Annotated in this window: 11 protein-coding genes; 5 read left to right on the top strand and 6 right to left on the bottom strand. The window is 70.9% G+C overall.

What is annotated here, in order from left to right:
• Window positions 1–76: 76 nt before the first annotated feature.
• The 4 genes from JMO03_RS17965 to JMO03_RS17950 form a co-directional block, all read right to left on the bottom strand.
• The gene (locus JMO03_RS17965; RefSeq protein WP_202845113.1) at window positions 77–3,253 is read right to left on the bottom strand and encodes an efflux RND transporter permease subunit; all 3,177 of its coding nucleotides are present in this window, start codon (window positions 3,251–3,253) and stop codon (window positions 77–79) included.
• Between the two features lie 281 nt (window positions 3,254–3,534).
• Window positions 3,535–4,761 carry an efflux RND transporter periplasmic adaptor subunit gene (locus tag JMO03_RS17960; RefSeq protein ID WP_202845112.1) on the bottom strand — a complete coding sequence of 409 codons (1,227 nt, stop codon included), beginning with the start codon at window positions 4,759–4,761 and terminating at the stop codon, window positions 3,535–3,537.
• A complete protein-coding gene (locus JMO03_RS17955; RefSeq protein ID WP_202845111.1) occupies window positions 4,748–5,614 on the bottom strand; it encodes an SDR family oxidoreductase in 867 nt (288 codons plus the stop codon). The genes JMO03_RS17960 and JMO03_RS17955 overlap by 14 nt, the downstream gene beginning before the upstream one ends.
• Before the next feature lie 23 nt (window positions 5,615–5,637).
• The gene (locus JMO03_RS17950) at window positions 5,638–5,883 is read right to left on the bottom strand and encodes a hypothetical protein (RefSeq protein WP_202845110.1); all 246 of its coding nucleotides are present in this window, start codon (window positions 5,881–5,883) and stop codon (window positions 5,638–5,640) included.
• A gap of 128 nt (window positions 5,884–6,011) precedes the next feature.
• On the opposite strand from JMO03_RS17950, the gene JMO03_RS17945 reads away from it, so the two are divergent.
• The gene (locus JMO03_RS17945; RefSeq protein WP_202845109.1) at window positions 6,012–7,058 is read left to right on the top strand and encodes a LysR family transcriptional regulator; all 1,047 of its coding nucleotides are present in this window, start codon (window positions 6,012–6,014) and stop codon (window positions 7,056–7,058) included.
• A 63-nt stretch (window positions 7,059–7,121) separates the two neighbouring features.
• Here JMO03_RS17945 and JMO03_RS17940 read toward each other — a convergent pair whose 3' ends face one another.
• Both JMO03_RS17940 and JMO03_RS17935 read right to left on the bottom strand, forming a co-directional pair.
• Window positions 7,122–8,099 carry a zinc-binding dehydrogenase gene (locus tag JMO03_RS17940; protein WP_202845108.1) on the bottom strand — a complete coding sequence of 326 codons (978 nt, stop codon included), beginning with the start codon at window positions 8,097–8,099 and terminating at the stop codon, window positions 7,122–7,124.
• Window positions 8,100–8,207: 108 nt separating this feature from the next.
• On the bottom strand, window positions 8,208–8,360 hold the full coding sequence (locus JMO03_RS17935) for a hypothetical protein (RefSeq protein WP_187471121.1): 153 nt from the start codon (window positions 8,358–8,360) through the stop codon (window positions 8,208–8,210).
• A gap of 153 nt (window positions 8,361–8,513) precedes the next feature.
• Between JMO03_RS17935 and JMO03_RS17930 the strand changes: the two genes are divergently transcribed.
• The 4 genes from JMO03_RS17930 to JMO03_RS17915 all read left to right on the top strand — a co-directional run bounded on the left by JMO03_RS17930 (window position 8,514) and on the right by JMO03_RS17915 (window position 14,174).
• Window positions 8,514–9,365: a helix-turn-helix domain-containing protein gene (locus tag JMO03_RS17930; protein ID WP_202845107.1), complete on the top strand. Its 852-nt coding sequence runs from the start codon at window positions 8,514–8,516 to the stop codon at window positions 9,363–9,365.
• 258 nt (window positions 9,366–9,623) lie between these two features.
• The gene (locus tag JMO03_RS17925) at window positions 9,624–10,637 is read left to right on the top strand and encodes a saccharopine dehydrogenase NADP-binding domain-containing protein (RefSeq protein WP_202845106.1); all 1,014 of its coding nucleotides are present in this window, start codon (window positions 9,624–9,626) and stop codon (window positions 10,635–10,637) included.
• 385 nt (window positions 10,638–11,022) lie between these two features.
• On the top strand, window positions 11,023–12,180 hold the full coding sequence (locus JMO03_RS17920) for a mechanosensitive ion channel family protein (RefSeq protein ID WP_202845105.1): 1,158 nt from the start codon (window positions 11,023–11,025) through the stop codon (window positions 12,178–12,180).
• A gap of 56 nt (window positions 12,181–12,236) precedes the next feature.
• The gene (locus tag JMO03_RS17915; RefSeq protein ID WP_202845104.1) at window positions 12,237–14,174 is read left to right on the top strand and encodes an SLC13 family permease; all 1,938 of its coding nucleotides are present in this window, start codon (window positions 12,237–12,239) and stop codon (window positions 14,172–14,174) included.
• Window positions 14,175–14,517: the final 343 nt, after the last annotated feature.

The following is a 14,517-nucleotide window of genomic DNA, read 5'->3' as shown; positions in this document are numbered from 1 at the left end:
CGGCACCGGTCGCGGCGCCGTCGTCAGTGTGGGAGCCGGCTCGCGCCAGGGCTCGCCGGTTGCGGACATCACAGGCTCATGCGTCGATTCGCGCCGGCACGGCCGCGTGCGCCGGCGCGTGCGACACCAGCGGGCGGTTGGCCAGCTTGCGCAGCGCGACGTAGAACACCGGCGTCAGGAACAGGCCGAAGGCGGTCACGCCGAGCATTCCGGCGAACACGGTGATACCGGTGACCGAGCGCACCTCGGCGCCGGCGCCGCTCGACAGCACCAGCGGCACGGTGCCGGCGATGAATGCCACCGAGGTCATGATGATCGGGCGCAGGCGCAGGCGGCAGGCTTCCAGCGCCGCCTCGACGATGCCCTTGCCCTGCAGTTCCAGCTCGCGCGCGAACTCCACGATCAGGATCGCGTTCTTGCACGCCAGGCCCATCAGCACCACCAAGCCCACCTGCACGAACACGTTGTTGTCGCCGCCGGTCAGCCAGACGCCGAACAGCGCGGCGAGCATCGTCATCGGCACGATCAGGATCACCGCCAGCGGCAGGGTCCAGCTCTCGTACAGCGCCGCCAGCACCAGGAAGGCCAGCAGCACCGCGAGTGGGAACACCACCAGCGCCGCGCCGCCCTGGGTGGCCTGCTGGTAGCTCAGGTCGCTCCAGTCGATGCCCATCCCGGTCGGCAGCACCTGCTGCGCCAGTTCGGTCACCGTCGCCATCGCCTCGCCCGACGACAGCACGCGCGGGTCGGCCTCGCCCAGCAGGTCGGCGGCCGGGTAGCCGTTGAAGCGGATCACCGGGTCGGGGCCGTAGGTCTGACGCACGTCGACCATCGAGCCGATCGGCACCATGTCGCCCGCGACGTTGCGCGTGCGCAGGCCGGCGATGTCGGTGACCTCGTCGCGGAAGCCGCCGTCGGCCTGCGCGATCACCTGCCAGGTACGACCGAACATGTTGAAGTCGTTGACGTAGGCCGAACCCAGGTACACCTGCAGCGTCTCGAACAGCTCGGTCAGCGGCACCCCCTGGGCCTTGGCCTTGACCCGGTCGACCTCGGCGTCGAGCTGCGGCACGTTGGCCTGGTAGCTGGTGATCGGGAAGCCCAGACCCGGGGTCTGCGCCGCCGCACCCTGGAACGCCTGCACCGCGTCCTGCAGCGCGCCATAACCCAGCCGGGTACGGTCCTCGACGAACAGCGACCAGCCCGAACCGTTGCCCAGTCCCTGGATCGGCGGCGGCATGAAGGCGAAGGTGAAGCCTTCCTGGATCGCGCCGAACTTCTGGTTGAGCTCGGCGGTGATCTCCTCGGCGGTGCGCGAACGCTCCGAGAACGGCGTCAGGGTGAAGAACACCACGCCGTTGTTGGGGGTGTTGGTGAACTGCAGCGGGTTCAGGCCCGGGAACGCGACCTCGCTCTCGATGCCCTCGACCTCCTTTGCGATCTCGGCCATCCGCTTGAGGGTGGCGTCGGTGCGCTCGATCGACGCGCCCTCGGGCATCTTGACCCCGGCGATCAGGTACAGCTTGTCCTGCACCGGGATGAAGCCCGCCGGCACGGTCTTGAACATCAGGCCGGCGCCGGCCAGCAGCACCGCGTAGACCACGAACACCGCGCCGCGCCGTCCCAGGGCGCGCGACACCGCGCCCTGGTAGCGTTCGGCGCTGCGGCCGAAGAAGCGGTTGAACGGGCGGAACAGCCAGCCGAACAGGCGGTCGATCAGGCGCGTGGGCGCATCCTTGGGCGCGTCGTGGGCTTTCAGCAGCTTGGCCGCGAGCGCCGGCGAGAGGGTCAGCGAGTTCAGGCCGGAGATCGCCGTGGCGACCGCGATCGTGACCGCGAACTGCTTGTAGAACTGGCCGGTCACGCCGTCCAGGAACGCCATCGGCACGAACACCGCGCACAGCACCAGGGTGATGGCGACGATCGGTCCCGACACCTCGCGCATCGCCAGGTGCGCGGCCTCGAGCGGCTGCGCGCCCTCCTCGATGTGGCGCTCGACGTTCTCCACCACCACGATCGCGTCGTCGACCACGATGCCGATCGCCAGCACCAGGCCGAACAGGGTCAGGGTGTTGATCGAGAACCCGAGCAGGTTGAGCACCGCGAACGTGCCGACGATCGACACCGGCACCGCCAGCAGCGGGATGATCGAGGCGCGCCAGGTCTGCAGGAACAGGATCACCACCAGCACCACCAGCAGCACCGCCTCGAGCAGGGTGGTGATCACCGACTTGATCGAGTCGCGCACGAAGATGGTTGTGTCGTAGATCGACTGGATCTCCACGCCCGGCGGCAGCGACGGCCGCAGCTCGTCCATCTTCGCCACCACCGCGTCGCGGATCTCCAGCGCGTTGGCGCCCGGCGCCTGGAAGATGCCGATCGCGGCCGCGTTCTTGCCGTCCAGGCGGGCGCGCAAGGTGTAGTCGCCGGCGGCCAGCTCGATCCGGGCGACGTCGCGCAGGCGCACGATCTCGCCGCCGCTGCCGCTGGCGAGCACGATGTCGCCGAATTCCTCGACGCTCTCCAGGCGCCCGCGCGCGTTGATCGGCAGCAGGAAATCGCTGCCGTTGGGCATCGGCTCGGCGCCGAGTTGGCCGGCCGAGACCTGTACGTTCTGCTCGCGCACCGCACGCAGCACGTCGCCGGCGGTGAGTCCGCGCGAGGCGATCTTGTCCGGATCGAGCCACAGCCGCATCGCGTAGTCGCCGCCGCCGAACAGCTGCGCGTCGCCGACGCCGGCGATGCGCGCCAGTTCGTCCTTCACGTGCAGGCGCATGTAGTTGCGCAGGTACAGCGAGTCGTAGTTGCCGTCTTCCGAGGTCAGGTGCACCACCATCAGGAACACGGGCGACTGCTTCTGCGTGGTCACGCCCTGGCGGCGCACGTCCTCGGGCAGGCGCGCGAGCGCCTGCGAGACCCGGTTCTGCACCTTCACCGTGGCATCGTCGGGATCGGTGCCCGGGCGGAAGGTCACGGTCAGCTGCAGCACGCCGTCGGAGCCGGCGACCGACTTGACGTACATCATGTCCTCGACGCCGGTGATCGCTTCCTCCAGCGGCGTGGCCACCGTCTCGGAGATCACCTTGGGATTGGCGCCGGGATACACGGTGCGTACCACCACCGAAGGCGGCACCACTTCCGGGTATTCGCCGATCGGCAGCAGCGGGATCGAGATCAGGCCGGCGGCGAAGATCACGATCGACAGCACCGCGGCGAAGATCGGCCGGTCGATGAAGAATTTGGAGAAATCCATGGCGTGTCCTGTGCGGCGGTGCCGCGTTCATGGCGCGCGATGCGCCATGGGGAGGAAAAAAGTCCGGTCCGGCGACCTTCCCGTTGCGAGGGAGGAGTCGGGGAAGGCCACCGGCCGGACGGGCCGGAGGGAGCGGCCCGGGGGGAACATGTGTGTCTGTTATCGCGACGTTCGGTCGTCGCTCACCGTCGTTGCGGACGCAGCGGGGACGCCGGCTTCGTAGGCCTGCCGCGAGATCCCACGCTGCGCCCGGTGGTTGACGGCGATGGCGGGTTCCCGGATCAGTGCCGTTCCATGGCCTTGCCGGGTGCGCCGGCCGCCGCGACCCGTTCCGCGGCGTTTGCCGGCTGCATCGCCACCTCCTTCGGCGCCACCGGCATGCCCGGCATGAACACCTTCTGCAGGCCGTTGACGATCACCCGGTCCTCCGGCGCGAGCCCCGATTGCACCACGCGCAGGCCGTCGACCAGGCGACCGAGCACGACGTCGCGACGCTGCGCGGTGTTGTCGTCGCCAAGCACGTAGACGTACTTGCGGTCCTGGTCGGTCAGCACCGCCTTGTCGTCCACCAGCAGCGCATCGAACTGCGCGCTGCCCTCGAGCTGCACGCGCGCGAACAGGCCGGGGGTGAACAGGCGTTCGGGGTTGCGCAGCACCGCGCGTGCGCGGATGGTCCCGGTGGCCGGATCGACGCGGTTGTCGACGAAGTCGACCGTACCCGCATGCGGGTAGCCATCCTCGCCGGCGAGACCGACCCGCACCGCGTTGTCGGTGGTGGCGCGCTCGCCGTTGCGGGCGAGGCGGCTGTAGCGCAGCCAGGTCTGCTCGTCGGCCTCGAAGTACACGTGCACCGGATCCTGGGAGACCACCGTGGTCAGCAGGGTGGCGTCGGCCTGGGCGAGGTTGCCGGTGGTCACCATCGCGCGACCGGCGCGGCCGTCGATCGGCGAACGCACCTGGGTGAACTGCAGGTCCAGCCGCGCCGCGGCGACCGCGGCCTCCGCGGCCCGCACCGCGGCATCGCCCTGGGCGGTGGCGGCGTTGCGGGTCTCGAACTCCTCGCGCGAGATCGCCCGCGCCTCGACCAGCGCCTTGGCGCGGGTGTTCTGCGCACTGGCCAGGCGCGCTTCGCTGCGCGCGCGTTCGAGTTCGGCGAGCGCCTGGTCGAGCGCCGCGCGATAGGGACGCGGGTCGATCGCGAACAGCAGGTCGCCCTTGCGCACCTCCTGCCCTTCCTCGTAGGCCACGCGCTCGACGTAGCCGCTGACGCGGGCGCGCAGGTCGACCGTCTCGATCGCGCTGACGCGACCGGTGAAGTCGTCCCACTGGCGCACCGGCCTGGCCACCACTTCGGCGACGCTGACCTCCGGAGGCGGCGGCGCGCCGTCGCCGGGTGCGGCGTTGCTGCTGCAGGCGACCGCCAGCGCGACCGCCAGCAGCACGGGGACCAGTCGGGCGAGACGCAGGCCGGGGTTCAATGGAGTCGCGGAGCGATCAGCGGTGTTCATCGTGGAGGCTTCCTGGAGACGTGGGGGAGACGATGGAATCGAGCAACGCGCGTGCGGCGCGCAGATCGCGTGCGGGCAGCACGGCGTCGTTGCCGGCGCGGCGGCCGCGCGCGAGCGCTGGACGCGACGATGGCGCACGCGCGGTCGCTTCGGCGATGACCTGGGAGGTCATGGCATCGGAGTAGTCGAGGATCGGCGCGGGACGGCTGCCGCGCGCCGCGTCCAGCATCGACAGCGCGCGACGGCCGACCGCCAGGGCCTTGTCCGAAGCGCCGGCGGTGGGCTGCGCTTCGCGCGCACCGGCCACTGGCGCATCGAGCGACAGCAGTTGTACGCGCTGGCCGTGTCGCGCGGCCTCGTCGTGCAGCACGCGCGCCATCATCCGCAGCGCCGCGGCGGCGATCGAGCAATGGCCGTAGCCGGCCCAGGGATAACGCCCGCCCGGCCCGCCGATCAGCACGTAGCCCGCCGCACCGGGAGACAACAGCGGCAGCAGGTGGCGCGCGGCGAACAGGTGCGGCAGCAGGTCCTGGTCGAGCGCGCGCTGCAGTACCTCGGCCGGTTCGTCGATCAGGCGCCCGCAGGGATGTTCGCCGGCGAGGCTGGCGACGACGCCGTCGATCGCGGGACCGAGCGTGCGCAGCCGGGTCGCAAGCGCGGCCGCATCGGCATCACTGGCGATCGGTGCCGCCAGCGCGACCACGTCGGCAGTCGGATGGCGCGCGACCAGCGCCAGCCGCGCGGTTTCGTCCAGCCCGACCGCGACCACCGCCTGCCCGGCCTCGACCGCGGCCTCGACCACGCCGCGCCCGACGACCCCGCCTGCGCCGAGCACGACCAGCGCGCGGGGCATTGTTCCGGATTGGATTGTCCTGCTCACGGGATTGTTCCTCCCGAAATCGTGACGTTTCCGAAGGCGCGGGCCGCTGCGAACACCCGGTCGGCCAGCCACAGCAGGGCCGGCATCAGGGCTGCGGTGGCCCCGGCGGCGAGCAGCCAGGACCACCCCGGTCCGATCTCAAGCCATTGATTCAGAACAAGAGCGCCCAGGGCGAGCAAGTCGGCCGCAAGCAGCAGCACGAGGCTGGCGTAGGACAGGTGGCGACGCGGGGCGGTGCGCATGTCGGCGCTCCATCGGCGGGAATGGCGCCTAGGTTGCGCCTGCAATCAGGACTTGATTAGTCCCCAATCAAGGGAATAATTGTCCAGCAGGTGGGCCAATCAGCGTCTCCCTCTCTCCGGAGCTACCCATGTCCCAGGATCTCAACGACACCCTGATCTTCGTCAAGGTGGTCGAGCACGGCAGTTTCGTCGGCGCGGCAAAATCGCTGCGCCTGCCCAAGACCACGGTCAGTCGCAAGGTGCAGGAACTCGAGTCGCGCCTCGGTGCGCAACTGCTGCACCGCACGACGCGCAAGCTCGGCCTCACCGAGGCGGGCAACGTGTACTACGAACATTCGCAACGCATCGCGCGCGACCTGAGCGAAGCCGAGAGCGCGGTCAGCCAGTTGCAGGCGGGCCCGCGCGGCTGGCTGCGCTTCACCGCGCCGTATTCGATCGGCATCGACAAGATCGCGCCGCTGCTCGGCGAGTTCCACATGCGCCATCCGGAAGTGCGGGTGGAGATGATCCTGTCCAACGAGCCGCTCGACCTGATCGCCGGCGAGATCGACGTCGCGCTCCGGGTCGGCCCGCTGCCGGATTCGAGCTTCGTCGCGCGCAGGCTGGGCAGCCTGCGCACGCAGCTGTTCGCCGGCAGCGCGTACATCGCGCGCTACGGCGAGCCGCTGCACCCGGACGAACTGCAGTACCACCGTACGCTGGCGATGGCCAAGCACCGCCAGGGCAACGGCTACGTGTGGATACTCGACGACGGCAACGGCCGCCAGCCGTTCCAGATCCACCCGATCCTGGTGGCCAACGATCCGGCCGCACTCAAGGGCGCCCTGCTCTGCGGCGAGGGCGTGATCATCGGCGCCGACGTGATGGTCAAGCCGTTCGTCGAGCAGGGCCTGGTCAAGCGCGTGCTCGCCGGCTGGACCGACGGCGACTACGAGCTCAACGCGGTATTCCCGCGCGGCCACGGGCAGTCGCCGAAGGTGCGCGCGTTCGTCGATTTCCTGCTCGAGCGCCTGAACCTGGAGATCGACTACATGTCCGCGCACTGCCCGTTGATGGGCGGTTCCTGCGGCAGCGAGCACCCCGGCGCAGCGGACGAGGCGGAGATCGCGGATCCCGGGCAGGCCGAAGACATCGCCGCCGGCAAACGGATCCTGGAGACAGCCACCAACGGCTGAAGACGGCGCGCGGCGCGGCTGCATGCGGCGTGCGCGCGCCGCTGCGAAGCGTGACGGGTCGCGTCAGGCCCGCAGCAACACCTTACCGCCGCGGCCCGGACGCAGGCTCGCCGCCATTGCCTGCGCCGCTTCCTCCAGGGGGTATACCGCGTCCACCGGCAGCCGCAGTTCGCCCTGCGCGGCGCGCTGCAGCAGCTCGCCGACCAGGCGGCGGCGATCGTCCGCGCCCATCTCGCGGCCGACCTTGCTGCCCCAGAAGCCCTTCACCACCAGGTGGCGGAAGATCATGTCGCCCGAAGGGATCTGCATCGGCTCGCCGCTCATCGAGCCGAACGACACCAGCACGCCTTCGTCGCCCAGCAGCGAGGCCAGATCGGCGCTCGCCTGGCCGCCGACCGAATCCACCGCGGCGCGGGCGCGGCCCTTGCCGAGCAGCGCCCTGGCCGCGTCGCGCCAGTCGGCGCGTGCGCAGGACACCACGTTGTCCACGCCCACGGCCGCGAGTTCGTCCACGCCCGCGTCGCGCCGCACCAGGCTGAGCACCTTCACGCCGCGTGCCGCGGCGAGCATCGCCAAAGTCTTGCCGACCGCGCCATTGGCCGCGTTCTGCACGATCCACTGGCCCGGCTGCACGTCGAGGAACTCGAGCAGCATCAGCGCGCTGAGCGGCATCGCGATCAGCTGCGCGGCGACCTCGTCGGTGATCGCATCGGGCAACGGGGTCGCCATGCCGGCCGGGGTCAGGAAGTATTCGGCCCAGGTACCGCGGCCCGCGGCGGTGTTGATGCGCTGCCCGACGCGCAGGCCTTCGGCGCCCTCGCCGAGCGCATCGATCACGCCGCAGGCCTCGCTGCCGCCAATCGCCGGCAGCGCCGGTTTCCAGCCGTACTGGCCGCGGATCGTCCACAGGTCGTGGTTGTGGACCGGCGCCAGGATCATGCGCACGCGGACTTCGCCGGGTCCCGGCTGCGGCATCGGGCTGTCCGCGGGGCCGATCACGTCGGCCGGTTCGCCGAACGAGGCATGGACTGCGCTGCGCATGGACCTGGACTCCGGAAGAAGACAGGCGCCCACGCTAGCGCATCCGGGACCACCCTGCCCGTCGCAACCGCATCGCGCCGGCGCCCGGTGCCCGGTGCCGGCGATGCTTCAGCCCTGCTGCGCGGTGGCCGCCGCGTGCGCCTCGCGCAGCTTGACCGCGCAATCCTCGCAGCACACCTCGACGGCCTGGCCGCCGATCCTCACGGTGATCGCATTCGCGTCCAGCGGATAGTCGCAGGCCGCACAGGTCTTCTCGCTCATGGTGGTGCCTCCGTCGATGCCTGCCATCCAGGCGTCGCCATTGCGCCACGCTGGGCGCGCGCGGGCTGTCAGGATCTTTAGCGATCGCCCGCGCCGCCTGCCGGGAGCGCGGTCGCGGCGTATCCTGCCGCCAGCCGATACGCCGGGTCGCACGTGCCGCATTTCCAGGTCCAGACGCTGCTGCGCACGCCGGTCGTTGCCGTGCACGACGTATGGTGTCCCGGCGGCACCGCCCATCGCAGCGAACCCGAAACCTCCTCGCGCACCCACCTGGTATTTCCCTACCGCGGCACCTGGGTGCGCCACCTCGGCGCGGACGCCGCGGTCGCCGATGCCAGCCAGGTGCTGCTGTTCAACGCCGGCGAGACCTACAGGGTGAGCCATCCGCATCCGGGCAGCGACGCCAGCCTGGTGCTCGAGGTGGACGAAACGCTGCTGCGCGAACTGGCGCCGCCCGCGCTGCTGCAAGACGGCGCCGCACTGCGATTCCGCCGGCAGCGCCTGCGCATCGATCCGCGCGCGCAGGTGCTGGTGGCGCTGCTGCGCCATGCGCTGCGCGAGGGCACCGCCGAAGCGCTCGAAGGCGAGAGCCTGGCCCTGGTGCTGGCGAGCCGCGCGCTCGGTCCGCGCACCGCGCATGTCGCCGGCGCGGGCAGCGCGCGGCAACGGCTGGTGGAGCGGACCAAGCTGGTGCTGGCCGGCGACCTCGCGCGGCGCTGGACGCTGGCCGAGATCGCCGCGCAGGTCGGCGTGTCGCCGGTCTACCTCACCCAGTGCTTCCGCCAGGTGGAGGGCGTGCCGCTGTACCGCTACCAGGTGCGGCTGCGGCTGGCGCGCGCACTCGATCGGCTCGCCGAGCACGAGGACCTCTCGGCGCTGGCGCTGGAACTCGGCTTCTCCAGCCACAGCCATTTTGCCGCCAGCTTCCAGCAGGCCTACGGGCGCACGCCCTCGGCATTCCGACAGCACGTGCTGGGGCAGCGGCGCGGGGCACCGTCGCGCTGATCGCGCGGGGCGCAAGACACGCAACACCACGCCGATCGCTGTCGTCGTTCGCTTCACGTGCCTACGGAGGAAGTGGCGTACGGCATGATCACGCAGCAACCTGACCGCGCGCTGCCGATCGGCCGGACGGAGCATTGGCCGCAGGTCGCCGGAACACCGGAACACCGAAACACCGGAACACCGGAACTAAAGATTCCGACAGCGGACGACGCCGGTGTCCGCTGCAATGCGCGGCCGGCATCCACGCAGGAAACCCGCATGACCACTTCCCGACGCAATCCCGGCACCGTCGCCGTCTACGGCGCCGGCGGCCACACCGGCGGCTTCGTGCTCGACCTGCTCGCGCGCCGCGGGATCGATGCCGTCGCCGTCGGCCGCCGGATCGTCGCCACGCGCTCGCAGGTGCCGTTCCGGGTGGCGGCGCTCGACGATGCGCCCGCGCTCGCGCGCGCCTTCGCCGGCTGCGCCGTCGTGATCAATGTCGCCGGCCCGTTCCTCGACACCGCCGTGCCGGTGATCGAGGCCGCGCTGGCCGCCGGCTGCCATTACATCGACGTGACCGCGGAACAGGAAAGCGCGCGCGCCACCCTGCACGACCACGACGCCGCGGCGCGTGCGCGCGGCGTGGCGCTGATCCCGGCCGCGGGCTTCTACGGCGGGCTGGCCGACCTGTTGGCCAGCGCGCTCGCGGGCGATGCGGCCGCGGCCACGCCGATCGGATCGATCACCGTCGCCGTCGCGCTCGATCACTGGTGGCCCACCGCGGGGACGCGCCGCACCGGCGCGCGCAACACCTTCCCGCGCGTCGTGGTCGAGGACGGGCGGCTGGTGCCGCTGGCGGCACGCGGATGCCGCTGGGATTTCGGACCGCCACGCGGCGCCGAGGACATGGAGGCGATGCCCTTCAGCGAAATCGTCACCCTCGCCCACCACCTGCCCGCACGCCGCATCGACGCCTGGCTCGGCACGCGCGCGCTGCGCGACATCCGCGACCCGGCGACTGCTCCGCCTACCGCAGTCGATTCGCTGGGCCGTTCGGCGCAACGCTTCACGATGCAGGTGGCGCTGGAGGATGCGCGCGGCACGCGGCGCGCCAGTGCGCACGGGCAGGACGTCTACGCGGTGTCCGCGCCGCTGGTGGTGGAAGCAGCCAAGCGGCTGATGGCGGATGGGCCTGCGCGCGCGGGGGCGCAGACGCTGGGGTCGGCGTTCGATCCGCGGGGTTTTCTGGGGACGATTGCGCCGGAGTGGATTGAACTTGCGATGTCCTAGCGCGGCTGAACCCTGTCTACGACTGTCGGTGGCGATCTTCTGCCGGACTTCTTGCCTCGACTGCCGACAAGCAAAGGCTTCCGACCGCCTGCGGCGGACGGGTTCATTTCTTTTGATGGCGCCAAAAGAAATGAACCCGCTCGCCTGCGGCGAGCGGAAGCTGTTGCTTCACACGACTCTAGGCGCAGAGCGGTAATCAAGAGCACCCCAATCCAACCATTCTCCGCTTCGCGGAGGAGGATCTGCGAACGGGAAGGGATCATCTTGGTTCAACAACCAATGCGCCTCGCCCACGACGTCGCGATTCCAGAAACCGCGGATCGACACACCATGCACGCCGCAACTGGCATCCTGCACGATTCGAGATCGAGGATCCCCCGGAACGATGCCCACCCCCGACTGGCCCCAGATCACCGCCATCGCCTGGCCGATCCTGGCCGCGCTGCTGCTCGGACTGCTGGTGCGACAGGCGCTGCTGGGCGTGGCGCGGCGTGCGCGGGCGAAGTCGCAGGAGTCGTTGGCCGCGCGCGTGGTGCAGGTGATCGCGGTGCCCGCCGCGCTGGCGCTGCCGCTGCTGTTCCTGATCCTAGCGGTGGACGCGACACCGCTGTCGGCCGAGGTCGCCGCGCGCCTGCGTCACTGGCTCGGTATCGGCGTCGTGCTGTGCGTCACCTGGCTGGCGGTGCGCGCGGTCGGTGCGCTCGAGGCGCGGATCCTGCGCGAGCATCCGGTCGATATCGAGGACAACCTCGCCGCGCGCCGCGTGCAGACCCAGACCCGGGTGATCGCGCGCACCATCCAGGGCGCGATCCTCCTGGTGGGCGTGGCGCTGGCGCTGATGACCTTCCCCGCGATCCGCCAGGTCGGCACCACCCTGCTGGCCTCGGCCGGCATCATCGGCCTGGTCGCCGGCATCGCCGCCAAGCCGGTGTTCGGCAACCTCATCGCCGGGCTGCAGATCGCGCTGGCGCAACCGATCCGGCTCGACGACGTGGTGATCGTCGAAGGCGAATGGGGCCGAATCGAGGAGCTCACCAGCACCTACGTGGTGGTGCGCATCTGGGACGAGCGGCGCATGGTGGTGCCGCTGCAGTGGTTCATCGAGAACCCGTTCCAGAACTGGACCCGTACCAGCGCGCAGCTGCTGGGCACGACCTTCCTGTGGCTGGACTACCGCACGCCGATGGCCGAGGTGCGCGCGCAGTTGCAGCGCATCTGCGAGGAGGATCCGCGCTGGGACGGCCGGGTGTGCGTGGCCCAGGTCACCGAGACCACCGAACGCAGCATCGAGGTGCGGCTGCTGGTCAGCGCACGCAACTCCGGCGACCTGTTCGACCTGCGCTGCGTGGTACGCGAACGCATGATCGATTTCCTCGCGCAGGCGCATCCGCAGTCGCTGCCGCGGCTGCGCGCCGACCTCGCGCGCGAGCACCACGGGGCGGCAGCGGCGACGCCCGCATCGGCACCGCCGGGCCACGCCGAGACGATGTCGCCCGGGGCCGAAGACGACGCCAGCCAGGATCCCGCGCCCACGGCCGCGTGATGCAGGCGTGCACCCGGGCTCGTTACCCTGTCGCGTATCCCGGCAGCGGCAGCCCCATGCAGACCGACCAGATCCTGATCCTCGCCATCCTCGCGGCCACCGTCGCGATGTTCCTGTGGGGGCGTTGGCGCCACGACCTGGTCGCGGGCGCGGCGCTGATGGCCTGCGTCGGCGTCGGCGTGGTGGCGCCCGACCAGGCCTTCGCCGGCTTCGGCCATCCCGCGGTGATCACCGTGGCCTGCGTGCTCGTGCTCAGCCGCGGCTTGCAGACCTCCGGCGCGGTCGACGCGCTGGCGCGGGTCGCACTGCCGGACAAGGCCGGGCCGATGCTCTCGATCGCCGCGCTGACGCTGCTGGCGGCGGTCCTGTCGGGCTTCATGAACAACGTCGGCGCACTCGCGTTGCTGATGCCGGTGGCGCTGCAGATCGCGCGCAAGCGCAAGCTCGCGCCGGGGCAGGTGCTGATGCCGCTCGCGTTCGGCTCGATCCTCGGCGGCATGACCACCCTGATCGGCACGCCGCCGAACCTGATCGTGTCGGGCTTCCGCGCCTCCAACGGCCAGGCGCCGTTCTCGATGTTCGACTTCAGTCCGGTCGGCGTCGCCGTCGCCGCCGCCGGCGTGCTTCTGATCGCGATCGGCGGCTGGAAGCTGGTACCGGTGCGGCGCGAGGCCGCCGCGGCGGGTTTCGACCCCGGCGCCTACCTCACCGAGGTGCGCGTGCCCGAGGGCTCGCGTGCGGTCGGCAAGACCCTGGCCGAGATCGAACAATCGCTCGACAAGCACGAGGCGCAAGTGCTGGGCATGGTGCAGTCCGAGTTCCGGGTGCACGCGCCGCATCCCTCGCGCGTGGTCCGCGCCGGCGACGTGCTGGTGATCGAGGCCGACGCCGACACATTGTCCGACTTGCTGTCCGGACTCGGGCTCAAGCTCGAAGAGGACGTGCGTCCGAGCGACGACGCCGCCAGGCAGTCCGAGACCGACGAGCGGGACGAGGCGGCGGCGGTGGCGACGCTGGCGGAGGTCCTGCACGGACGCGCATCGACGGACCGGAACGACGCGAGCGACACGAACGACGGGGACGATCGCGCCGACAGCGGGGAAAAGCGCAAGGACGACGACCGTCGCACCCCGCACGCCGACATCATCCTGCAGGAGATCGCGGTGCTGCCCGGCTCCGGCCTGGCCGGCCGCTCGGCGACCGAGCTCGACCTGCGCACGCGCTACAGCATCAACGTGCTCGCGATCTCGCGCGCCGGCCGGCGCTCGCTCGCGCGGCTGCGCTCGCAGCCGTTCCAGGAAGGCGACCTGCTGCTGGTGCAGGGCACGCAGGATGCGATTTCCGGGTTCTCCGCGCAGTTCGGCGGAGTGCCGCTGGCCGAGCGCGCGTTGCGCATTCCGGACCGGCGCAAGGCGATCACCGCCACCCTGGTGCTGGCGCTCGCCATCGCCGCGACCGCGTTCGGCGTGCTGCCGGCGGCGGTCGCGTTCGCGTTGGGCGTGGTCGCGTCGATGGCGCTGCGCACGGTGCCGCCGCGCGAGGTCTACGAGGCGGTGGACTGGCCGGTGATCGTGCTGCTGGCGGCGCTGATCCCGGTGGCCGGCGCGATGGAGTCCACCGGCACCGCCGACCTGCTCGCGCGCGGACTGTTCGATTCGGTCGCGCAGGGCCAGCCGGTGCTCGGCCTGGTGCTGGTGATGGTGGTGACGATGACCCTGTCGGACCTGATGAACAACGCCGCCACCGCGGCGGTGATGTGCCCGATCGCGGTCGGCGCCGCGAACACCCTCGGGGTCAACGCCGACCCGTACCTGATGGCGGTCGCGGTCGGCGCCTCGTGTGCGTTCCTGACTCCGATCGGGCACCAGAACAATACCCTCATCCTCGGCCCCGGCGGCTTCCGTTTCGGCGATTACTGGCGGCTCGGTTTGCCGGTGCAACTGCTCGTGCTGGCGGTGTCGATTCCGCTGCTGTTGCGCTTCTGGCCGCTGTAGCGCGACGGCCATGATCGGGCGGATGAAGATCCTGCTCCTGACCGGCAGCGCCGAAGGCGACACCCATCCGCTGGCCGCGCCCGGCCATGCCCTCGCGATCAGCGCCGCGCAACTGGGCGAGGCCATCGCCTTCGCCGACAGCGACGAAGCGCGCCGGCAGTCCGCGCCGCTCGGCGAGCGCATGCAGCGCGAGGATGTTGCGCGGCGCGGTCGCGCTGGTGGGGCGCTACGCCGCGCGCTGACGGGGCCGCGTCGGGTGCGTCCGGGACGCGCGGCATGGCGCGCCACGTGCACCGCAGGCGGCGTGCGGCCGCGACGACGACGACTTCACCGTGCGGCGCCT

Source organism: Luteimonas saliphila, from assembly GCF_016774335.1.
GTDB lineage: Bacteria > Pseudomonadota > Gammaproteobacteria > Xanthomonadales > Xanthomonadaceae > Luteimonas > Luteimonas saliphila.
This window is presented reverse-complemented; position numbering and strand designations above follow the sequence as displayed.